Origin of the sequence: Deinococcus sp. QL22, assembly GCF_023370075.1 — a bacterium.
Taxonomy (GTDB): Bacteria; Deinococcota; Deinococci; order Deinococcales; family Deinococcaceae; genus Deinococcus.
In genome coordinates this window covers 496,107-517,890 of sequence record NZ_CP097151.1, presented here as the reverse complement: position 1 = coordinate 517,890, position 21,784 = coordinate 496,107, and the positions used below count along the sequence as shown (strand labels likewise).

Genomic DNA, 21,784 nt, shown 5'->3' with positions numbered 1-21,784 from the left:
GTCACTAAGTAACGGGCTCTCAGTTCGTTGAGAGCAAGGGCCCGTATCTTTAATCTCGAATACCAATTTATTTCTGTAAGGGCAGAGGCCAGCTACTCCTCAAAACAGGCGAAATGGACGGAAGAGGTAGCTTCTATAGGGTGTTTCTGCGATGAAAGCACCCAGAGCCGACCGCCTCACGATAGCCTACAGACCGTTCTACGGTCTGCGTTTGTGCTGGACGCCCGCCTTTTGGCTGTGCTTTGGTCTTGGCGATCATTCAGGCCCGCACGGTGGTGCTGTAAATTTGCTCTTCCAGAGCTCTCTCCCTGCGTGTACAATTTTCAACTGGTGGATGCTGCCGGTAAGATCGTGAACGCAGAGATAGCCAAAGGGCTGGCTATCCTTGAGGTGCACAGCGGATAAAAGCTTGTTCTGAACGTTGCCGTTCATCCAGTCGTGCATAACGTAACCTTGGATGATGGTGGCGAGCTCAATTCTCCAGCGCCTCAGGCCACAACTCAGCCTTTTGCAGAATCCGCATCAGAGGACGTGTTCATGCCCAGTAAAGTAGCCCTTTCCCGAGAATACGATCTCCTTGCGGTGGCGGCGAACCTCGAAGAAGTCGCGGGGGCTTTCGTGGGTGGCCTGGTCTGCGTGGAGCGTCGGGGCCGGCCCTGGCGCATTGAGGCCCTGATTGAGGTCACACCGACTTCAGTGACCACGGGAGGCGGGTATATCTATGACCTGGCCACAGGACAGCCTCAGTTCGAGACGGGGAGTTTCTGCCTGCGCCCCCTCACGCGGGAAAAGCTGGATTACCTGATTCTCGCGGAAGGGTTGCGTGTTGCAGACAAACTGAAGCCGAACGAGCTGAAGCTGGCTGAGCGCGCTGAATTGATGCCGGCTGCACGAGCACTCCTCGACTTGTACACCCGGATGCGTGATAGAGAGCGCCAGCCTGTGCACGGGAGCGGATGAGCTCGTCGGAATGCGATGTGGCCTTCCCTATGCTCAGGAGAGACAGAGCAGAAATCGATAGATAGAAGGGTGCTGTCTAACAGTACTGCTGCTACAACCACAGTGCGTCACCTATCTCCGGTGTTCTGGGCCGCATCACTTCGCCTCTATCTCTGTTCCGGTCCCCTGCCTTCTGCTTCGAGGTTGTTCTATGGCCAAACGCCTTACCCCGCCCCTGCCTCCTGCTCACCCTCTCAAGGTGTCCATGCGTGGAATATTGACCACTGTGGGCCCGGCACGAGTTGCCCAACTTCAGGCTGAGGTACAGGCCTCGTTGGTCTTGGAGGGGTTTGATCCAGTGACCACGGAGCGGGTCTTGCAAACCGCTCTCGTTCGGTGGGCAGAGGATGATGGTTCAGATCAGTTCTGACGGCCAGCCAGGTGATCCACATGGATTCCGGGCAGACCTTTTGCTGCTCGACGTCGCCGATGGCGTCAGGCGTGCGGCGAGAATCCGACTCCTGAGCTGTTGGCGTGTCCAGGACGCCCGACTGTCCTGGACCGGGAACCCTAAACTGCGTGGATGACTGCCCTCCTCAGCCTGGGTGTGGACCTGGCCTCACAACCCCTGAATACCGCCGCGGCACTCCTAGAGTGGACCGAGGGGGGCAGCGAGCTTCAGCTGTTGACGGCCAACATGAGCGACGCTTCACTGCTTCCGCTTGCCCGGCAGGCGCAGGTGGTGGCGATTGACGCGCCATTCGGCTGGCCGCTCGCCTTCGTGGACGCAGTGAGAGGGGCGGCGACCTTCGCCTGGCCGCATCCTCCCGGGTGGCCGAATGCCCTCCGGGACCAGCTGATGTACCGGCAGACTGAGCGACACCTGATCCAAGATGGTCTGCGTCCACCGACAAGATTGCCCTGCCCACGATGCGCTGCGCGGGGTTGTTGCAGGCACTGGGCGTCACGGACCGCAGTGGGGCGCAGGGCGTCATCGAGGTCTATCCACAGGCAAGTCTACGCCGGTGGGGGCTGGTGGACGCCAGTGGTAAGGCCGGGGGAAAAAGTTATAAGGCGGACGCCGAAGCTCGGCAACACATCCTGGACGCCCTGAAGCTTCAGGCTCCCTGGCTACGATGCTCGTCTGAGCAGCAGGACCTTCTGGTGGCCAGCGATCACCTGCTCGACGCCCTGATCTCCGCCCTCACGGGCTTGGCTGCCGCCCGCGGCCTGGTGGATCCTATCCCGCTGGAGATGCAGGACCTGGCACGAGTGGAAGGCTGGATCATCCGCCCGCTGGGAGACGCCCTGACGGAAGGACTCGCCCCACGACAGTCCCAAGAGTCAACGAATTGATCTGTTGGTAGGTCACCCACTTGTACTTAAGCTGGAGGCGTGCCACGCGAAGGCTATTCAGCCCCGGAACATTTGGGGCGTTGCCTTCTTTTTGAGCAGGTTAACGAGAAGCAGTAGTACGGTTGTTTGGGCATGTTGAATGCTAGCCATTGGAAAGCGGGGCTAGCAGAGTTGAGGTTGATCACGAACGGTCAGCTCAATTCGACCCGTTTAAAGCTACACAACGACCCAAACTTGACGTTCTACTGCCGGAAAGTGTTGTGCCTGACGGCCATGCTGCAAGGAGGCCATCTTTTTTGAACATCACGCTCGCTGAGGGACGCAGGCTGGGAGAGCCACAGAGCTTCCCAGAGATGCTCCTCTACACGGAAAGGGCAGCATTGAGGTCAATCATGGACCCTCCGCTGACTGCGGTCCACTTGCTCAACCCCCCCGACCTGATGATTTGCATGCCTGCACAAGCGGGCCCGGTCCCGCTTCACGTCAGGGGCGGAGCACCTCGCTCCAACAACAGTGCCTGCAATTCTCCCTCACCCAGCACGGCCACCTTCAGCTCCTGCGCCTTCTCCAATTTTCCGCCCGCGTCCTCTCCCGCCACCAGGTAACTCGTCTTCTTTGTCACTCCGCCACTGACCCGCGCCCCATAGGCCTCCAGATGTGCCTTGATTTCGTCCCGAGATCGACTCAGCGTCCCGGTGATGACGAAGGTCAATCCCGCCAGTTGCGTGCCAACCTGTACTCCCGTACTCGGAGTCGGCTGGAGACCAGCTACCATCAACCGGCCGATGAAGGCCTGCATCTCCGGCTCAGCTAAGCCCGCTACGATGCTCTGCGCGGTCGGCCGGCCCACATCCGGAATCTTCGCCAGATCGTCTACCGACGCGGCTTGTACCTCTGCCAACGTCCCGTACACGCGCGCGATTCGGGTCGCTGTGCCCTCTCCAACGAAGGGCAAGCCCAGCGCCCGAATCACCCGCCACAGCTCCCGTGACCGGCTGGCGTCCAACTCCGCAATCAGCTTCTCGGCATTCTTGCGTCCCACCTTGCGCGTCCCACCAGTGCTGGTTTCTCCCATCTCCAAGTGTTCCAGTTGCTCCGCCGTCAGGGTATACAGATCCGCGGGGTCTTTCACGAGCCCACTCGCGACGAGCTGCTCCACCAGACGTTCCCCGAGCCCCTTGATATCCATTACGTCCCGCGAGGCGAAGTACCGCACCCGGAGGGTCGCCTTAGCTGCACACAGAGGATTCGTACAGAACGTGCCCGCCGTCCCCTCCTGCCGCACGGCCGAGTGCCCACACACCGGACAGTGCGTCGGAAACGCATACGGCGCGCTGTGGTCTGGACGCTGCTCGAGCACGACGCTCAAGACTTCCGGGATGATGCCTCCCGACTTGTGCACCCGCACGGTATCGCCCACCCGAAGATCAAGCCCCCGAATGAAGTCCTCATTGTGCAGGGTGGCCCGGCTCACCGTCGTGCCTTCCAGTTGGACCGCCCGCAGTTCTGCGACTGGCGTGAGTTTTCCCGTCCGGCCCGTCTGAATCGTGATGGCCTCGATCACCGTCTGCGCGATGTCGGCCGGGAACTTGTACGCCACTGCCCACTTCGGCGCCCGGCTCGTGAAGCCTGCCTCTCCCTGCAGGTGCAGGTCATTGAGCTTGACCACACTCCCGTCCGCATCGAAGGGCAGGGCCGCCCGCTGCGCCGTCATCTCCGCGTGATAGGCCGCTGCCGCCGCACTTCCTTCCACCCGCCGGGTATAGGAACTGGTCGCAAACCCCTGAGCCTGCAACCAGGCCAGGACTTCCCATTGCGTGCGTGCGGGTACCCCGTCGCGTTTGCCCAGGCTGTACAGGATGACGCTCAGCTCGCGTCGCCGGGTTTCCTCTGGGTCTTTTTGTCGCAGTGCGCCCGCGGCACCGTTCCGCGGGTTCTTGAGCAGTGCGCGCCCTTCCTCTTCAGCGCGTGTGTTGTACGCCAGGAAGGCGGCCTTGCTCATGTAGACCTCGCCCCTCACTTCCAATTCCCCAGACAGACCTTCCAGACGCACAGGAATGCCCGGAATGCTGGCGATATTGGCCGTGACCTTCTCTCCGACTTCTCCGTCTCCCCGGGTGGCGGCCCATTGCAGCACACCGTCGACGTAATACAGATTGATACTCAAGCCGTCGATTTTCAGTTCGCAGGTATAGGTGAACGTCTGGCTGCCTACAGGGAGGTTCAGCGCACGGGCCACCTTGTCATCGAAGTGGGCGAGTTCCTCATCGGTGAAGGCGTTGTCGAGGCTGGTCATCGGCGTAGGGTGACGGATCTTCTCGAAAAGGGTGCTGGGTCGGCCGCCCACCGTCTGCGCAGGCGAATCAGAGGTGGCCCACTCCGGGAACTGAGCTTCGAGCGCACGTAATTCTCGGACGAGCGCGTCGTATTCCGCATCGGAGATGGTGGGCGCGTCCTGTTCGTAATACGCCTGATTATGGGCAGCGACTTCGGTGGTGAGGCGGACATAACGGTCCGAAGGAAGTGTCATGGGGCGAACCTCGGTGAGCAGGAGAAGGTGGGCGGCAGCGCAAAGCCCCTGTGGTCAGGTGCAGAGCACGAGCGAGGCTCAGGGTAGAGCTTAGGGGGACCAACTTCAAAGATCGGCTTGGCAGGATGCTGCTTAGCGCGTCCCTAATGCTCCGGATTCCCAAGGGTCATCATTGGGCATGTGACCTGGTTCGGTTCCCTTAGAGCAACCGGGACGTGCAGGATTTGCCGCACCAGCGCGGTAAAGGGTCAGCCACGAAACCCCAAGTGAATAGTTTTCAGGGACGTCACCGGACTGACGGACCCAGCTCCTGAGTGAATCTCACGTCCTGGATGTCATTCCTACCTGTGGGTTCTGGAGTGACAGAGGCGCGTGCCAGCGGGGCTTAGATTGCCAGTCGATCATCTCTACAGCGCACCGCCACCGTGGAGTTGAGCAACCGCATCATTCCACACAGCATTGGAGCGATAGCAGCACGGTCAAGTGGCTGTGCGATCAGGCATCTCAGCGGAGAAGAGACAAACTCCCCAGCAATAGAGCCGGCATAACCGGCGACTGGAAGCGCAGCACGAGATCTACGGCGTCGACGCGACTTGAGTCACTCCCTAATTTCTGTACTTTCTGCGCAGGGCCGTTTAGTCGGGACGATGTCTGCGCCCCTGAACAGCTACAACTATCCGCGCATATGTTGATGCGGTATTGCGGAAAATGCGCTTAACACGGGTCTGGCAGCGTCTCGCCCACATTCTCACCACCGCTGTAAGCAAAGGTTCGGTCAAAATTGGTCAGATAAGACGACACGATCTTCGGCTGCCCTTGCAACAGACAAATCCGAATCAACTTCCCCAACACCTTTACCTGGCTGGCGCGGACGTTGCCTGCAGCCCGAGGTGCAACGGCGCTGATGATCGCCGGTGCACTGCTGGGCGGCACCCTGTTTCCGGCACTGATCGGTCAGGCTGTGGGGGCCTTCGGTGAGCGCGTGATCCCCAATGCCATGCTTGCCCTGGCCGTGCTGGCACTGGCTCTGGCCGTGTGGCTGCGAACGAAGTCGAAAGCTCTTCAGGGGCGCGGTGAGGAATGAACGCAAGGGCGGGGAACGCGGTGACGTTGCAGACATGATGGGACAGCTGCGCCGTGATCCATCAGAGGTCACCTGTTGTGGTGCTTACCGGACCGTCACCGCGCTCTGGGAGTCACAGGGTCGTTGCTTCACCGGCGTCTGAGTAAATGACGACGGGTTTGCTAGAGATCGTTCCGACCGCTGGCTGCGCCGAGGGTACGCCGCTTGCCGTGCCCCTCCTGTGCTCCAGGACGAGACCAAACGCCGTGGGTCCTGTGTGCGAAGGTCCCTGGGCTTTTTCCTATGAGTCTCCTCAGGAGCGTTCAGACTCAGGCGTCAATCTGCGGCGTCCGTCAGGCGGTCTTTGACCATGAAGTCCGTGAGCATCTGCCACAGTGGTTGCGGCAAGGTCAACGCCTCGCGGTCATGAATCGAGAGCGTACTCCGGAGCTCGTTGCTGCGGCCGGACTGCACTTTCTGCACCCATTCCGGCTCAAGCAGCAGTGCCCGGCCCAGCGCCACGAACGTCGCTCCGAGGTCCAGCACCCGCACGGCGTCCTCAGGGGTCCAGACATTGCCCACGCCAATCAGCGGCGTCCGCGCGCTCAGCCGCTCGGCAATCTGTTCCAGGCGGCTGCGGTCTTCATCCCCGCCCCGGCGAGGGTTCCCGGCATACTCCATCAGCGACACGTGCACGTAGTCCAGCTCTTTGTCCCTCAGAGCATCGATCAGGCCAAAGGTATCGTGCATGGTCAGGCCCTGCTCGTGGGGTTCCTCAGGGGAGAAGCGGTACCCGACCAGAAACGGCCCCTGGGCATGGTGGGCCACAACGCGCTTGACCTCATCGATGATCGCCAGGGGAAAGCGCAGGCGGCGCTCCAGGCTGCCGCCCCAGTCGTCGGTGCGCCGGTTGCTGTGACCGGACACGAATTGCTGAATCAGGTAGCCGTTGGCGCCGTGAATTTCTACTCCATCGAAGCCAGCCTCAATGGCCCGCCGGGTTGCCTGGCCGAAGTCCAGCACGATGGACTCGACTTCTTTTGAGGTCAAGGCCCGCACCTGAACATCGTTCGGCCGCCCGGGCCGGGAGGGCGGGGGCACGTCACTCGCCGAGGTGACGTCATGGTTGACCAGTTCAGGTGGCGCCTGATGCCCAGCGTGGAAGATCTGCAGCACCGCTCTCGCCCCTCCACCCTTGATGGCGTGCGCCAAGGAACGCAAGCTCTCCAGGCGGCCATCATGCTCGGCGCCGAACTGACCATGAAAGCCTTTGCCCCCAGTGGTGACGTACGCCACGGCGGTCAGGCCCAGTCCCACGCCCGTAGAGCGCCGGGCAACATAATCCAATTCGGCCAGAGAGACGGAGTCATCCGGGTCAGCGGACCAGGTGGTCATAGGAGCCAGCACCAAACGGTTGCTGACCTGTACGCCGCTGCGGAACGTGTAAGGCTCAAAGAGAGGAGAGACATCAGACATACCAGAGAGCTTAAGCGCCTTTTTTGAGGAAGTAAAGCAAATTGTTTTTTAAAGCATTCATCCATGGAGAGGTGGGTCGTCTTGGACAGGGGCGAGAGCCGCGCTATGGAAGCAAGCGGTCAGACCAGACGACCGGCGTCACACGCGTGGGACGCGTTGCATTGTTTACGCCTCTGAATCCGGCCCGCTCCAGTGAAGCCAACACACGCCGCCCGGCAGCCATGGTCAGTGCGGACAGTCTGAACCGGACGGTGAACCGCCTCGGTGGGGGGGCCATCATTGCCGTGCCGCTCACCAGCAATGTCAGCCGGGTCTTCGATTTTCAGGTGCTGCTGCCTGCGGCAGAGACGGGGCTGGAGGAAGACAGCAAGGCCCAAGCCGAACAGATTCGCATGGTCAGTTTCAGCCGGCTGGGACGGGAACCCCTCGGCCACCTGCCGGCAGCGCTGATGCAGAAGCTGGATGCCGCGTTGCGCCTGCACCTGGCCCTCTGAGGGCGGTTCGGCTTGAAGCATAGGCTGAGGCCATCTCATCTTTTCCCTTGGTGCTGCGGAGGTACCCAACTTGTATGAGGAGTCGATTTCTGATCGGAGGAGCTTTGGTGAACCCTCGTTTTCTTGTTCCAAACTCGAGGGAAGCCTTCCCTTCAGTCCTCCACTTTGGAACACGGTACGTCTGCTGTGGTGACCCTTGTACCCAAGCTCACCTGTGCTGCCCTTCAGCAGGAGCCTCCGTCACGGTGGCTCAAGCCACCGCATCCCCGGGTCAGTTCGGCACGGGAATACGGGCGGGCCAAGTGGACTAGCTCAATGCTGGCGTTTACCACTTGGGAACACCTTGCGGCAGCTCAGGCGAAAGCAGCAGACCTCAGGTGCGAAAGCCGGTGGTTCGGCACAGAGGCCGCCCGCCGATCTCGCGCACGGCCTGAGGGCTTAAACCGCGACATCAAGGGGGAGAAAGCTGAGGCCCGGCACCACCGCGAAGCTCGGCTTTACCGGCACCAGACCTCTTTCAATACCCGCATGACATTGCCTCCAACGGCCTTGGCGATGTCATCGTCGCTGTATCCGTGAGTCACCAGCCAGCGCACGATATTCGGAAACGCCTCTGCAGGGCTTTCAAGTCCATCCACGAACGGCACCTTCTCATACTCCAGGTGACCGCGCGACGCGCCAATGGACAGAGCGTCACTCAGCGCGGTATGCAGGCCCACGTGGTCTCCAAACAAGACGTCTGGCCCGAAGGCCACGTGGTCAATGCCGACCAGATCCACGCAGTACTCGTAGTGCTCCATAAATGACTCGATGGTGTGGCGTGGATGCCGCGCGGTGATGGTCGTGTGCGGGGCCGCCTCGATCCCGATGACGCCGCCTTTCTCGGCGCAGGCACGGATCACGTCGTCGGGTTTCAGGCGGTTGGAATTCCACAGTTGCCGGGCACCGGCATGGGTAATGAAGATGGGCTGGTCACTGACCTCGATGGTATCCAGAGAGGTCTGGTCGCCGGAGTGGCTCACGTCGATCGCCATGCCCAGGCGGTTCATCCTCCTGACTGCCTGCCGTCCGAAGGTCGTGAGCCCACCATCACGCGGCTCCTTGAGACCGCCTCCGAGTTGGTTGCCCTCGCTGTAGGCAATGCCCAGGCACCGCACGCCCAAGCCGTAGAGAACGTCGATGCGGTCGAGTTCGTTCTCGATCATCGCCGCACCTTCGAGTGAGACGACGAAGGCGATCTGCCCATTGTTCTTGGCGTTGACAATGTCCTCGGTGGTGCGGCAGAGCACCACCATGTCCTGATGGTCGATGTCTGACAGCCGGATCCCCAGGTCGTGGATGATGTCCGTCCACTTCCATCCGCCGCGCGAGGTGATCATCGCCGTGCCGTTCATCAGGTTGTCGAAGACCGCGTCCAGCCCGGACAGACTCAGGCCCTCGTACCCAGTAAAATCACGCCCCCAGCGACGGAATTCCATAAATTCGTCCAGGTTTTCAGGCGCGATGAAGCAGTGATCGTGGAGCGAAATGATCAGCCTCTCCTGAAAAATCCGCTTGACCCGCTCCTCCTGCTCCCCAGTCACCGCCACCGGACGGCTGTCGACCCGCTGAAGCTCAGGGCTGAGCCGGAACTCTTTGTAGTCCTCGCCGGGCGTGAGGTAGGAAAAAGACTTGTAGCCGCTGTAGCGTTTCGGTTGCATAGGGCCTCCAGGCGATCTGGTCAGTCGGTGGGGTCAGTGGCGTCCCGGACAGCGTCGCCCAACAGGTTCGTGGCGAGCACCGTGATGAGGATCAGGACACCGGGATACAGGGCCAGGCGGGGCGCCGTGTAGAAGTAATTTTGTGCGCCGCTGAGCATGTTGCCCCAACTGGCATTGGGAGGCTGGATGCCCAGGCCCAGGAAAGACAGGGCCGACTCTGCCAAAATCGCGGTGCTGATCCCCACACTGGCATTGACGATCAGGGTGGGCAGGATCTGCGGAAGCACGTGCCGGAAGAGCACCCGGCTATCGTGACTGCCCAGGGCCCGGGCCGCCTCGACGTACTGCTCCTCGCGGTACTTCAGCACTTCCCCGCGCACGAGCCGGGCTAGACCCATCCAGGACGTCAGTCCGATGACCAGCACCAGGGGGACGAGTCCAGGGCCAAAAAAGGTGAGGGTCAAGACGCTGAGGAAAAAGGCGGGGAGGGCCAAGATGCCGTCGGTGACCCGCATCAGCAGGCCCGCGAGCCAGCCCCCATAAAAGCCCGCCAGCGCGCCCACCAGCGTTCCGACACTGACGGAGACGAGCACGGCGAACAGGCCGACCATCAAACTGACCCGCCCGCCCAGCATCAACCGCACGAGGACGTCCCGGCCGCTCTCGTCGGTGCCGAGGGGCTGGGCCAGGGTGCTGGGGGCCAGCGGGCGAGCGAGATCAAGAACGTCTGGGTCAACGGGCCGCACGACCGGTCCCACGAAGGCGAAGAGCACCACCAGGATCAGGGTGGCAGCGGAGCCCAAAGCGACTGGATCGCGGCGCAGCCGCCGCCAGGAGCGCTGAGCAGGAGCCTGAGCCAGATAAGTGCGCGTGGACGCCATCTCAGCCATCGGTGCGAATCCGGGGATCGATGAGGGGGTACACGAGGTCAATCAGCAGATTGAAGAGCACGACGGCGGCGGCGACCACCAGGGTCACGCCCAGGATCAGGGGGTAATCCCGCCCCAGGGCGGCCTCGACACTCAGGCGGCCCATGCCGGGCCAGGCGAAGATCGTCTCTGTGACGGCGGCTCCCCCGACCAGACGCGGCAACTGAAGGCCGATCACGGTGACCACGGGAATCAGGGCGTTTTTGAGGACGTGGCGCACGTGAACAGTTCGCTGCGGAAGCCCCTTGGCCCGGGCCGTCCGGACATGATCCAACTTGGCGGCGCTGCGGACGCTGGACCGGGTGTAGCGCAGCAGTTCTGCGATGGACGCGCTCGCCAGCACGACGGCCGGCAGCAGGAGATGCCGCAGCAAGTCCAGCAGATTGCCCTCCATGCCCGTGGTGTACATGCCGCCCGCGGGCAGCACTGGACGCAAAACGGCGAGGGCAATGATCAGGATCAGTCCCAACCAGAACACGGGAACGGCCAGCACCACCACACTGACGAAACTGACAATTCGGTCGAGCCAGGAATGGGGCCGGAGACCGCTCAGTGTCCCCAGGGGAACGGCGACGAGCAGCGTGAGCGTGAGGGCAGCGCCTGCCAGAATCAGCGTATTGCCGAGGCGCGAGGCGATGACCTGGGTGGTGGGTGTCCCAAACAAAAAGCTCTGGCCGAGGTCGCCGCGGACGGCGTTGCCCACAAATTTCAGAAACTGAATCGGCAGGGGGTCGTTGAGTCCCAGCCGCGCCTCGATGACCGCCCGTTCGGCGTCCCGCAGGGCCGGGTCGGCCAGGGCGGCTGGCCCGCCGGGGGCGAGCCGGACGATGAAAAACGTCACGACCGCCACCACAGCGAGAACGACCAGCGCGTGGAGGACGCGGCGGGCAACGTACCCGGGGCTGAGCATCAGCGCAGCTGGAAGCGCTCGGTGTAGCGGAGGGCGTCGCGGATGCCCAGATCTGGAACGCCGGTCAAGTCCTTGCTGATCGCCTGGAGTTCTTTGGGATAGTACAAGACCAGCACCGGTGGATCCTGCATGGTGAGGCGCTGGTAGGCGTTGTAGATATTCTTGCGGGCCACCGGATCCACCGTCTCACGCCCGCGCCTGAGCAATGAGTCGGCCCGCGCGTTGCTCCAGGCCGCTTCGTTGTTGTCCTGCCCAGTGGCGTAGAAGGAATATTGGTCGGGATCGGGCGGCGTCGTCCACCAGATCAGGTTGGCGTCGTATTTGCCAGGGATCAGGTAATCGCGCACCAGGGTGCCGAATTCCAGGGTCTGCAGGGTCACGTCCATCCCGATCTTCTTGAGATCTTGCTGCACGGCCAGCGCCGACTGCTCACGGGTCGCGTTGCCCTTGTCGACGATCAGTGTAAATTTGAAAGGTTCCCCTTTCGAGTTCACCAGCGTGCCCCGCGCATTGGGCTTCCAGCCGGCCTGAGCGAGCAGCTTGAGGGCCTGCGCCGGATTGTAGGTGATGGGCTTGATGGATTTGTCGTAGTAGGTGCGCAGCGCGGTGGGGATGGTTCCAGTAGGGTAATCCGCGTAGCCCTTCAGGATGCCGTCGATGATGGCCTTGCGGTTGACCGCATACTGCATGGCCTCACGCACCTTGGGCGCCGTGAACAGGGGATTTTTCAGGTTAAAGAACACCAGGAAGTGCTGGACGGCGTTGGCCTGCTTGATGGCAATATTCGGAACGTTCTGCACGCTGGCCAGGTTGCTCGGTTCCAGGGTGACCCAGTCCAGCTGACCCGAGCGGAGCTGGGCCACCTGCGTGTTCAGGTCCGGGACGACCTTGAAGGTGATGCCGGCGAGCTTCGGAGCCGCCCCGTAGTAGTCCTTGTTCACCTCGAGTGTCACGCTGGCGCCCGGAACGACGCGCGAAACCTTGAAGGGGCCGGTGCCGATGGGCAGCTGACGGTTGAAGGCCGTATTGGCATTGAGATCTTTGCCGTCCAGCAGGTGTTTCGGCAAAATCCCGGCGTTGTGTCCGAGGAGAATCAGGAACGGCGCGAAGGGGCGGGAGAGGGTAAATCTCACGGTGTACTTGCCCCGGGCTTCTACAGATTTGATGCTGCTGAAGTCGGACGCCAGCCGGGAACCGCTCTTGGGATCGGCGGCCGTCTTGAAGGTGTAGACGACGTCATCGGCCGTAAACGGCTTGCCGTCGTGCCAGCGAACGTCGTCGCGCAGGGCGAAGGTATAGACCAAGCCGCCGTTCGTGACCGTCCAGCTCTTGGCCAGATCCGGCACCGGCTGGAGGTTCTCGTCGGGCCGAACCAGTCCAGGGAAGAGCACCTTGTTGACCAGGATGCTGCCCAGATCCGGCGCGATCAACGGGTTCAGGATCGGGTCGTTGATCAGCGGCAACTGCAAGATGTTGCTCTGCGCGCCGGCCAGCCCACCGGCGAGAGCGAGGCCCAGAGTCATCAGCGTACGTTTCATGACGTTCCTCCTTAAACCGAAAGCTTGAGGTGGTTCAGGGCGTCCCGGACAGCGATCTGGGCGTCACCGAGGTGCGCGAGCAGCCGGTTGAGTCCCCGGGTGGCGTGGGTCAGGATGAAGCCGCGCTGAGAGACGTCTGCGTCCAGCAGGGTCTGGAGTACGGCGAGATCGGGCAGTGGGGGCACATGCTCAGCCGGGTCGTGGAAGAAGGCCGGTGACTGCGTGTAGTTGGCCTGAACGAGGTGACGGGCCAGGGTGATCAGCGCGGCATTCACGCGCCGTACCTGCGGGGAGGTCAGGGACTCGCCCGTGAGGCTTCCTGCCGCCCGCATCAATTCACGCAGATCGGATCTGAGCGCCTCGACGGCGTCCTGCGCCCGGCTGAGGTCGAAGGCTGTCCCCACCCCCGCACCATACTCCGCGAGCGTCTGATCGAACTCGTTGAGGATCTGGACGTAATCGAACGGGATGATGGTCTGGTTTGCCGTGCGGTAGGCCGACAGCAAGTAGATTTTGATGTCTTTGAGGAGAATGTCGCGGTCGGCGACGTCCAGCGTGTCGTCCTCGGTATGCCAGGCGATGTTGCCGCCGCAGCCACCGACGGCGTAGTACCCTTTTTCGGCACGCAGATCATCCGGCATGGTGGAGAGCAGCATGAAAAAACCGCTGAGGCCGATGTTGTTAAACGAGTAATCACCCGCCCGCACGGGCCGCTCGGCCTGCATCTCCTGGCCGGTCACGTCGCGGATGATATCGGCCGCCCAGGCGGTGGCCTCGGCCATCACGCTGACGTCCTTGTACTCGGTGGCCCAGCGGCAGCCCGGCGAGTCGCAGTTGATCTGGGCAACGCAGTTTCGGTACAGTTCCAGGGCAAAGTGATCGGCATACCAGGTGCTGCCGGCGTAGCGGCCGGTCGAATGCCCAGGCCACCAGGCGATACGCACCGACCGGCGCAGACCGGCGCGGTTGTTCCACAGGTTCCGGGCCACCTCCAGCAGGGTGGCGTCGCCCACCGCGTTGTCTCCGACGCCGTAATCCCAAGAGTCGTAGTGGCCATGCAGCAGCACGAAGGCCTCGGGATCCTCGCTCCCAGGAATGGTCACCACCGGCACTGGCGACGCAAACCAGCCCTCCTCGAGTTCGGTGACCAGGACCGCCTGGGCGCCCGAGCGGGCCAACTCGATCAGTTGGTCGCCATCGGCCCGGTTGACATTGGCGACGGCCACCCGGGGTTTACGCGGCAGATCGTGCAGGTCAGGCGTTCCCCAGATGCTGGTGCAGATCCCCCAGTGCGCGCGGGCGCCGGGATTGATGGCGATCACCCCAAGTGCGCCGCGCCGTTCCAGCTCCCGAATCTTGCCGGGCATCCCAAAGCCCTCGGTGACCACGATTTTTCCGGCCACATCGACCTCGCCGTCCAGCAGGGCGCTGGAAAACATGTCATCGGCGTTCGCCGCGTACTGGCTGGGCTGATACACCAGCGGGGCCGTCAGTCCCTCCGGGAAGACCGCGCTCATGGCCATGGGTTTGGCCGCGAAGGTCAAGCCGCCGGCAGACACGCGGGCCTGACCAGGCAGGCTCAGGAACAATTCCGGGACATGCACTTCGACGGGAATGCCCAATTCACGCAGGTGACGTTCAATGTGCTCTGCGGCGCGCCGCACGTCGTTCGGATGTTCCCGCTTGAGAGTGGAGAACGCCGTGATCAGTTCCCACGGTCGGTCGAGTGTGACGGCATCGAGAAGCTGACGTTCTTCAGCGAGCAGCATACCTTTCTCCCTATGATTCACCAGATGAATTATCGGTTCACTCAATGGAATTCAGTTAGCGTATAGTGTGAGGTCAGCGTATGGGAAAGTCAAGTCCAGCACCCGATTCACCGCCCGAGTACACCATTTCTGCATTGGAGGACGGCCTCCGGGTGCTTGAACTGGTTGGACAGGTTCCGGAACTCAAAATTCCGCAGCTTGCCGCCCAAGCCGGCATGACCAAAAGTAAGGTCTACCGCATTCTTCAGACACTGGTTCATCTGGGCTACGTGAGGCTCGACGACGACCACGCCGCCCACTTGGGCTCTGCCGCGTTGATCCTGGGTCAGCAAGCTCAGGAGCAGCACTCGCTGACCCAGACCGCGCGACCGGTGCTCGATGAATTGGCGCAGCAGACAGGTGAGAATGTCCACCTCGTGGTGCGCGAGGGGCACCATTCCCTGGTGATCGATGTCCGCACCTCCCCTCATCCTGTCCGGATGTTCGCCCGGGTCGGCCGGATCGGGCCCCTGCACGCTGGGGGCTCGTCCAAGGTGCTGCTGGCGTATGCACCAAGCGAGGTGCTCGCTGCCCTGCTCCGTACGCCGCTCGAGCGGTTCACCGCCCGCACCATCACGGAGCCAGCGACTCTGGAACAGGAGTTGCGGCAGATCCGGGAGGACGGCGCCCACGTCGCCATCTCGGATCTCGAAGAAGAGACCTTCTCGATCGCCGCCCCGATCTTCGATTTCCAGGGCCAGGTGGTCGCCTCACTCAGCGTGGCTGGCCCCCTGATGCGGCTCAACGCAGAAAAGCAGAGGCAGTATCTGGACGGCGTGCAGGAGGCCAGCCGGCAGCTCTCCATGAAGCTGGGAATGACTTCAGACAGGCAGGACCGTTTCTAAACCAGCGGCCACGTCGTAGGTCGTTCCATCATCGCTGGCGGCCGGGTTTTCCTTGACCTGGCCCGCAGCAAACCGAACCTCAGGCCGTCCCTCCCGTGAGTGTTGACCTCCGGAACGCATGCTTCTGATTGCTTGTTCTAGGGGAAGCGGAAACGCTTGTGTGGCGTCATGATGAAGGGTCTCTCTGCGGGCATGTCGGCTTAGGCAGTCTTGAGCGCGTTTCCGCCGCCCCAATCGTTGCCCGCTTCGCCCGTGTCACCGTGTTAAGCGGTATTTTTGCCCGGTGACGGTGCGACAGCGGGCAGCCTGGATCACCAGCACGTGATCAGCGTTCACCTGGAATCTCCCGAATCGCGGCTCCAGAGCTCCCAGGTGATCAGTAGAAATAACCTCTGGAACGTCGTCTTGACCAGGAGGCGCTGCACGAACCCGTGGCTTGTCTACGGTCGTCCGGGGTCAGTGACAACTCCCATTCAGGGCCGTACAGACGTCAATCAAATGCCAGGGGCGACAGGGACGGGGTTGCTGAGCCAAGAGACAAGCGCTTGAAATGCGCTATTCGCGGAGGGTTCCGTGGTTAACCTCAGTGCCCACGTTGGTGGAGCATTCCCTGGACCTCCCGATCACTCAGTAGGAAGCGGGGGTATAGCCCCCTGGGCCTGCCCGATGAGCCTCACCGGGAAAGGATGGGGTCTGGCGTCGTTCACGGACGGTCGGTCAGCCTCTCCCCGGCCCGGTACTGAGCCGCTGCTGTTTCAAACCCGGCGGCGTCCGGGCCAGTAACGATCACGCCGTACATCAGGGCGTCCGCGCCCGCCGCCCGCAGCGCTGCCAGGTCGGCAGGCCGGATGTGCTTTTGGGTCGGCACAATCAGCAGCGCCCCTGTGCGGCGGCGCAAATCGGCGTACTTGAGCAGGTCGGCCACCGTCAGCGGCCCGCCGTATTCGGTGTGCTGAATGACCGATGCTTCCAGCAGTGCGCCGGGCGGCAGCAGTCCAGCCCAATTCGGGGGCGAGCGGTCGTCCAACGCCACCAGGAGTTCAGGGCCAGCCTCAAACGCCCGCGCGGGGAGGGCGTGCGCGTAACCGCTGATAAAGTCCAGCCCGCACTCGGCAGCCAGGTCGAGTGCCGCGTCTACAGTACCGGGCTGATCTCCCAGCACCGCCCCCAGCGGCACGTCCGGGGCCAGGTCGCGAAGCCGGGCGATGAGCCCGGGTTGGTCTGCCAGGGTCGGCGCTACCTGCTGACTGGCACGGTGCGTCAGGCCAAAGTGCAGCTTAAGGGCATGTGCCCCGCCCCGCAGGGCCGCCTGCGCGTAAGCCAGGTCGTTGACGGGCAAGCTGGCGATCAGGGCCAGTTCCTGCCGCGCTTTGGCGGCCAAGATCACCGCGCTGAGACGCTGAGACGAAACCGAACGGGTAGGCATTTCATCCTCCTGGGAGAGCGCGGCATTGACAGAGGGGGCGCCGACTCCAATAATGATAATACGCATAATCAAAGTTCTCCGGAGGTTGCATATGAACCGATTCGGTCTGATCCTCAGTGTGTCCGCCCTGCTCGCCACTTCGTTTGCAGGAGCGCAGAAGGTCAACCTGCGCTTCTCCACCTGGGCCGGCGGAGACGGCCTGGCCCTCCTGCAGCAGTTGGCGCAGGAGTACGCCGCGCAGAATGCAGGCGTTCAGGTCAGCGTAGAGGTCACGCCTTTTGCCGACTACGCCCGCAAAGTCGCGGTGCAGATCGCTTCCGGCGACAGTCCAGATGTGGGTTGGCTGGCGGAACAGAGCGTGCCGACCTTCCTGGCCAGCCGCTCCCTGCTCGACCTCAGCAGCCTCACGGCAAACCGCGCGTTTAATGTGGCTGACTTTCCGGTGAGTGCCCTGAGCCTCTGGAAGCAGGGGAAGGGCGTGTACGGCGTGCCGTTTTCCAACTCGCCGCAGGTGCTGTTTTACAACAAAGACCTGTTCAAAACCGCTGCAGTGGTCACTCCCCTTCAGCAGTACAGCAAAGGAACGTGGGACTACGCCGCCTTCCGCGCCGCTGCCAAAGCCATCACCGACAAGACCGACGCCTTCGGGGGCCGGATCATGCGCCTCGACGTCAAGGCCTGGAACAGCGGCACCCTCGGTGTGCTGTGGTCACACGGCGGCAACGCCTTTGACAGCACCCTCAAGTGCGCGCTGAACTCGCCCGGCAGCGTGCGGGCGTTTCAGCTGATGCACGATATGACCTTCAAAGACCAGTCGCTCCCACGCCCCGGCGATCAGACGACCTTTCAGGGCGGGCGGCTCGGCATGTACATCGACAACGTCAGCTTCAGCGCCCAACTCAAAGACGCGCCCTTCAAGTGGGGCATCGCGCCGCTGCCCAAAGGCCCGGCTGGCCGCGTGACGCAGCTGGGCCAGGCCGGATACGTGGTCTTTGCTCGCTCGGCCTATCCCAGGGAAGCGCAGGCGTTCTTGCAGTACCTGGCCTCGCCCACGGTTATGGCCCGGACGGCCAAATTCTTCCCGCCGCCCCGCAAGAGTGTCCTGACCAGCCGGGCCTACCTCACCAGCAACCCCGCCATTCCTGCCGCCGACCTCAAAACCGCGCTCGTGAATCAGCTCCCCAGTGCCCGCGTCTTCCGCACCGGAGACAATTTCCTCCGGGCCAACGACGTGATCGCCGGCGGGATCGAGCGCCTCTACCAGCCGGGGGCCAATGTCAGTGCCGTTCTGAATGACCTGTGCAAGCAGGTGGACGGGCTGTGACGTCGGGTACGCGCCCTCCCCGGCCTGGACTGGGTCGGCGCGTCCTGAACCGGCGCGGGCGCGAAGGCTGGGCTGGGTGGCTGCTGGTCGCGCCCTACGTGCTGGGCATGCTGATCTTCGTGATCGGGCCATTGGTGGCGGTGTTGGGCGTGTCGCTGACGCAGTGGTCGCTGCTGGACGCGCCACGCTGGGTGGGCCTCGGCAACTACGCCCGCCTGGCCACCGACCCCGCTTTTGGGCGCAGCGCCGCCGTGACCGGAGTCTTTACGCTGGGTATTCTGGCGATCAACATCAGCGTGGCCCTGGCCCTGGCCTCGCTGCTCAATGTGCGGCTGCGCGGCATCGGCCTGTTCCGCACCCTGATTTTTTCTCCGGTGGTCATGCCAGTGGTGGCCTGGGCCCTGATCTGGAAGTTCTTGCTGCAACCGGAAGGCCCGGTGAACAGCGGTCTGGCCGGCCTGGGCTTTGGCGGGGCCAACCTGCTGTTTGACCCGGCCACGGCGCTGTGGGCGGTTATCCTGATCGAGGTGCTCAAGGCGGTGGGCCTCAACACCGTCATCTTCTTGAGTGCCTTACAGGGCGTGCCTCCCGAACTGCACGAGGCGGCCCGGCTCGACGGCGCGTCCCCCTGGCAGGCGTTTTGGCGCATCACGCTGCCGCTGATCTCTCCCACCTTCTTTCTGGTGTTTATCGTCACGCTGATCGGGGCGCTTAAGCTCTTTACGCCCGTGTATGTGCTGACAGGTGGTGGCCCCGCCGACGCCACGACTACCCTGATCCTGTATATGTTCAAGCAGGGCTTCCAGTTTTTTGAATTTGGGTATGCCAGTGCCGTCGCCACGGTGCTGTTTGTGGCGGTGTTGGGGCTGACCTTGGCCCAGTGGGCGCTGCGCCGGCGGCTGGTGTTTTATGAAGACTGAGGGAGTGGGTGCAGGCCGGTGGACGGCCCCTGAAGCGGCCCCTGCACGTCGTCCGGTTCGGTGGAGTTGGCTGCTGTACCTCGTGCTGGCCCTGGTTTCGTTGCCCTTTCTTCTGCCGCTGCTGTGGCTCTTCGTCTCGGCCTTCAAGTCCACCTCGGCCATTTTTGGCAGCCCCTTTGACCTGAAGGTGTCGGCCCTGACCATGACCAATTTTGCGCAGGTGTTCGCGGACTACCCCTTTGCCCGGCAGTATTTCAACAGCCTCTATATCGCCGCGCTGGTGGTGCCGCTCACGGCAGCGATGGCGGCCACGGCCGGATACGCCTTTGCCCGGTTGCAGTTTCCGGGACGCGACCTGGTCTTTATCCTCAGTCTGCTGGCGATGATGGTGCCCAGCGAACTCACCGCCGTGCCGCAGTTCGTGTTGTTCAGTCGCCTCGGCCTGACCAACAGCCACCTGCCGGTGATCGTCCTGCAAATCTTCAGTGCCACCGGGGCATTTGCGGTGTTCTTGATGCGCCAGCATTTTATTACCCTGCCGCGCGAGCTTGAAGACGCGGGCCGGGTCGACGGCCTGGGCACCCTCGGCGTGTTCTGGTTTATCCTGCTGCCGCTGTCGCGTCCGGCGCTGGCGACTGCCGCCATTTTTGCCGTGCTGAACTCCTGGAACGACTACTTCAATCCCTTGATCTACCTGAGCCGGGAGGGCCTGCTGACCCTGCCCCTGGCCCTTCAGCGATTTACTGACCCCCTCGGCGGCGTGTACTGGAATCTCACTCTCGCGGCGGGCGTCCTGGTGGCGCTGCCGGTGCTGCTGGCTTTTATGCTGGCGCAGCGGCAGTTCATCGAGAGCCTGGCGGCCAGCGGTACCAAAGGCTGATATGCAAGAACACTCTTACGACATCCTGATCGTGGGCGGCGGCACAGGCGGGGTCGCTGCCGCGCTCGCGGCCCTGCGCCTGGGCCGCCGCGTCCTCCTGACCGAAGAAACCGACTGGATCGGTGGGCAACTCACCTCTCAGGCCGTGCCGCCTGATGAGGGCGTCTGGATTGAAGAGGTCGGGTGCACCGCCAGTTACCGGGCCTTCCGCAACGGCGTGCGGGCCTATTACCACGAGCACTATCCCCTGCGCCCTGAATCGCGGGCCGAAGTGCACCTCAATCCTGGAGCAGGCACAGTGAGCCGTCTGTGCCACGAACCACGGGTGGCGCTGGCGGTGCTGGAGGGATTGCTGGCCCCCTACCGCGCCAACCGTCAGCTGGAGATCTGGCTCGATACCCGCCCTGTGGCCGTAGAAGTGGACGGCGACCGCGTGACCGCCGTCACGGTCGAACATGGCCCGTCTGGTGAGCAGCAGGTGGTGACCGCCCAGTACGTGCTGGACGCCACGGAACTGGGGGAACTGCTGGAACTGGGCGGCGTGGAGAGCGTCATCGGCGCCGAAGGGCAAGACCAGACCGGCGAGCCGCACGCCTTGGCTCAGGCCGATCCCCTGAACCAGCAGGCCATCAGCTGGTGCTTTGCCATGGATCACCTCGGGGGCGAAGACCACACCATCGACCGGCCTGCGGGCTACGACTTCTGGCGCAGCTATCAGGCCGATTTCTGGCCCGGAAAACAGCTCAGCTGGACGCTGTGCCATCCGATCACGCACCGGGCGGTCTTCCGCGACCTGTTCGGCAACCCCGACGAGACCCCGCACGGCGGAGACCTGTGGCACTTCCGGCGCATTCTGGCCCGCCGCCATTACCCGGAGGGGCGCTACCGCAGCGACGTGACGCTGGTGAACTGGCCGCAGATCGACTACTGGTTGGGGCCAGTCCTGGGAGTCGACCCCGCCGAGCGCGAGCGGCACTTGGCCGGAGCGCGGGACTTGAGCCTGAGCCTGCTGTACTGGATGCAAACCGAAGCGCCCCGGCACGACGGCCCTGGCCACGGCTACCCCGGTCTGCGGCTGCGCGGCGACGTGACCGGCACCCGGCATGGGCTGGCCAAAGCCATCTACGTGCGGGAATCTCGGCGCATTCAGGCGGAATTCACGGTGCTCGAACAGATGGTGGGCGTCGAGGCACGGGGGCCGCTGCAAGGCGCACAGACCTTTGCCGATTCGGTGGGCATCGGCCAGTACCGCATCGACCTGCATCCCTCCACACGGGGACGCAATTACGTCGACATCGCGTCTTGGCCGTTTCAGATTCCCCTGGGAGCGCTGATCCCCGTGCGCATGGAAAATCTGCTGCCTGCCGCCAAAAACCTGGGCGTCACGCACATCACCAACGGGTGCTACCGCCTCCATCCGGTGGAGTGGAACATTGGTGAGGTCGCGGGCGCGTTGGCCGCGCACGCCCTGAACACGGGCCGCACGCCCCGGCAGGTACGCGGCACTCCGTCATTGCTGGCCGACTTTCAGGCGTTGCTGGCCGATTCGTTGGGGGTCGAGCTGCAGTGGCCCGAAGCCCAGCGACTGACGCCCTCACCGGGCTTTTAGGGCCATGGTGCACAGGGGACGGCACGGGGCACAGGCC

General features: G+C 63.0%; 17 protein-coding genes and 1 pseudogene. 10 read left to right on the top strand and 8 right to left on the bottom strand.

Going from position 1 to position 21,784, the window contains the following annotated elements; translation table 11 throughout:
- Positions 1 to 537: 537 nt before the first annotated feature.
- The 3 genes and pseudogenes from M1R55_RS21825 (at position 538) to M1R55_RS31835 (ending at position 2,295) form a co-directional block, all read left to right on the top strand.
- Positions 538 to 960, top strand: coding sequence for a hypothetical protein (locus M1R55_RS21825; protein ID WP_249395061.1), 423 nt, complete (start codon positions 538 to 540; stop codon positions 958 to 960).
- A gap of 562 nt (positions 961 to 1,522) precedes the next feature.
- Positions 1,523 to 1,819, top strand: a pseudogene (locus M1R55_RS32345) (hypothetical protein); the annotation flags it as partial.
- A gap of 50 nt (positions 1,820 to 1,869) precedes the next feature.
- Positions 1,870 to 2,295, top strand: coding sequence for a DUF429 domain-containing protein (locus M1R55_RS31835; protein ID WP_371827258.1), 426 nt, complete (start codon positions 1,870 to 1,872; stop codon positions 2,293 to 2,295).
- 478 nt (positions 2,296 to 2,773) lie between these two features.
- Here the strand turns inward: M1R55_RS31835 and ligA are convergent, their stop codons facing one another.
- The gene (ligA, locus tag M1R55_RS21815; RefSeq protein WP_249395060.1) at positions 2,774 to 4,825 is read right to left on the bottom strand and encodes an NAD-dependent DNA ligase LigA; all 2,052 of its coding nucleotides are present in this window, start codon (positions 4,823 to 4,825) and stop codon (positions 2,774 to 2,776) included.
- A gap of 904 nt (positions 4,826 to 5,729) precedes the next feature.
- Here ligA and M1R55_RS21810 point away from each other — a divergent pair.
- Positions 5,730 to 5,909, top strand: a complete 180-nt coding sequence (locus M1R55_RS21810) for a hypothetical protein (protein ID WP_249395059.1) — start codon at positions 5,730 to 5,732, stop codon at positions 5,907 to 5,909.
- A 315-nt stretch (positions 5,910 to 6,224) separates the two neighbouring features.
- Here M1R55_RS21810 and M1R55_RS21805 read toward each other — a convergent pair whose 3' ends face one another.
- Positions 6,225 to 7,364 (bottom strand): NADH-dependent flavin oxidoreductase, encoded by a 1,140-nt coding sequence (locus tag M1R55_RS21805; RefSeq protein ID WP_249395058.1) that lies wholly within the window; start codon positions 7,362 to 7,364, stop codon positions 6,225 to 6,227.
- A gap of 146 nt (positions 7,365 to 7,510) precedes the next feature.
- Here M1R55_RS21805 and M1R55_RS21800 point away from each other — a divergent pair, with 146 nt between their 5' ends.
- Complete coding sequence (locus M1R55_RS21800) at positions 7,511 to 7,858, top strand: type II toxin-antitoxin system PemK/MazF family toxin (RefSeq protein ID WP_249395057.1); 348 nt, start codon at positions 7,511 to 7,513, stop codon at positions 7,856 to 7,858.
- Between the two features lie 497 nt (positions 7,859 to 8,355).
- Here M1R55_RS21800 and M1R55_RS21795 read toward each other — a convergent pair whose 3' ends face one another.
- Genes M1R55_RS21795 through M1R55_RS21775 form a run of 5 tightly spaced genes read right to left on the bottom strand, consistent with a single transcriptional unit; the run spans position 8,356 to position 14,704 of the window.
- Complete coding sequence (locus M1R55_RS21795) at positions 8,356 to 9,558, bottom strand: dipeptidase (protein WP_249395056.1); 1,203 nt, start codon at positions 9,556 to 9,558, stop codon at positions 8,356 to 8,358.
- Between the two features lie 20 nt (positions 9,559 to 9,578).
- Positions 9,579 to 10,439, bottom strand: coding sequence for an ABC transporter permease (locus M1R55_RS21790; protein ID WP_249395055.1), 861 nt, complete (start codon positions 10,437 to 10,439; stop codon positions 9,579 to 9,581).
- 1 nt (position 10,440) lies between these two features.
- Entirely contained in the window at positions 10,441 to 11,397 is a 957-nt protein-coding gene (locus M1R55_RS21785) for an ABC transporter permease (protein ID WP_249395054.1), read from the bottom strand.
- Positions 11,397 to 12,935: an ABC transporter substrate-binding protein gene (locus tag M1R55_RS21780; protein WP_249395053.1), complete on the bottom strand. Its 1,539-nt coding sequence runs from the start codon at positions 12,933 to 12,935 to the stop codon at positions 11,397 to 11,399. The genes M1R55_RS21785 and M1R55_RS21780 overlap by 1 nt, the downstream gene beginning before the upstream one ends.
- A gap of 11 nt (positions 12,936 to 12,946) precedes the next feature.
- Positions 12,947 to 14,704, bottom strand: a complete 1,758-nt coding sequence (locus M1R55_RS21775; protein ID WP_249395052.1) for a M28 family peptidase — start codon at positions 14,702 to 14,704, stop codon at positions 12,947 to 12,949.
- Between the two features lie 152 nt (positions 14,705 to 14,856).
- On the opposite strand from M1R55_RS21775, the gene M1R55_RS21770 reads away from it, so the two are divergent.
- On the top strand, positions 14,857 to 15,588 hold the full coding sequence (locus M1R55_RS21770; RefSeq protein WP_249395051.1) for an IclR family transcriptional regulator: 732 nt from the start codon (positions 14,857 to 14,859) through the stop codon (positions 15,586 to 15,588).
- Positions 15,589 to 16,291: 703 nt separating this feature from the next.
- Here the strand turns inward: M1R55_RS21770 and M1R55_RS21765 are convergent.
- Positions 16,292 to 17,014 carry a hypothetical protein gene (locus tag M1R55_RS21765; protein WP_249395050.1) on the bottom strand — a complete coding sequence of 241 codons (723 nt, stop codon included), beginning with the start codon at positions 17,012 to 17,014 and terminating at the stop codon, positions 16,292 to 16,294.
- Positions 17,015 to 17,105: 91 nt separating this feature from the next.
- On the opposite strand from M1R55_RS21765, the gene M1R55_RS21760 reads away from it, so the two are divergent.
- From M1R55_RS21760 to M1R55_RS21745, 4 genes are read left to right on the top strand one after another with little or no spacing between them, the layout of a single operon-like run.
- The gene (locus M1R55_RS21760) at positions 17,106 to 18,338 is read left to right on the top strand and encodes a sugar ABC transporter substrate-binding protein (RefSeq protein WP_249395049.1); all 1,233 of its coding nucleotides are present in this window, start codon (positions 17,106 to 17,108) and stop codon (positions 18,336 to 18,338) included.
- Complete coding sequence (locus M1R55_RS21755) at positions 18,335 to 19,258, top strand: carbohydrate ABC transporter permease (protein WP_249395048.1); 924 nt, start codon at positions 18,335 to 18,337, stop codon at positions 19,256 to 19,258. Before M1R55_RS21760 ends, M1R55_RS21755 begins: the two co-directional genes overlap by 4 nt.
- The gene (locus M1R55_RS21750; RefSeq protein ID WP_249395047.1) at positions 19,248 to 20,138 is read left to right on the top strand and encodes a carbohydrate ABC transporter permease; all 891 of its coding nucleotides are present in this window, start codon (positions 19,248 to 19,250) and stop codon (positions 20,136 to 20,138) included. Before M1R55_RS21755 ends, M1R55_RS21750 begins: the two co-directional genes overlap by 11 nt.
- A 1-nt stretch (position 20,139) precedes the next feature.
- The gene (locus M1R55_RS21745) at positions 20,140 to 21,747 is read left to right on the top strand and encodes an FAD-dependent oxidoreductase (protein ID WP_249395046.1); all 1,608 of its coding nucleotides are present in this window, start codon (positions 20,140 to 20,142) and stop codon (positions 21,745 to 21,747) included.
- Positions 21,748 to 21,784 lie beyond the last annotated feature (37 nt).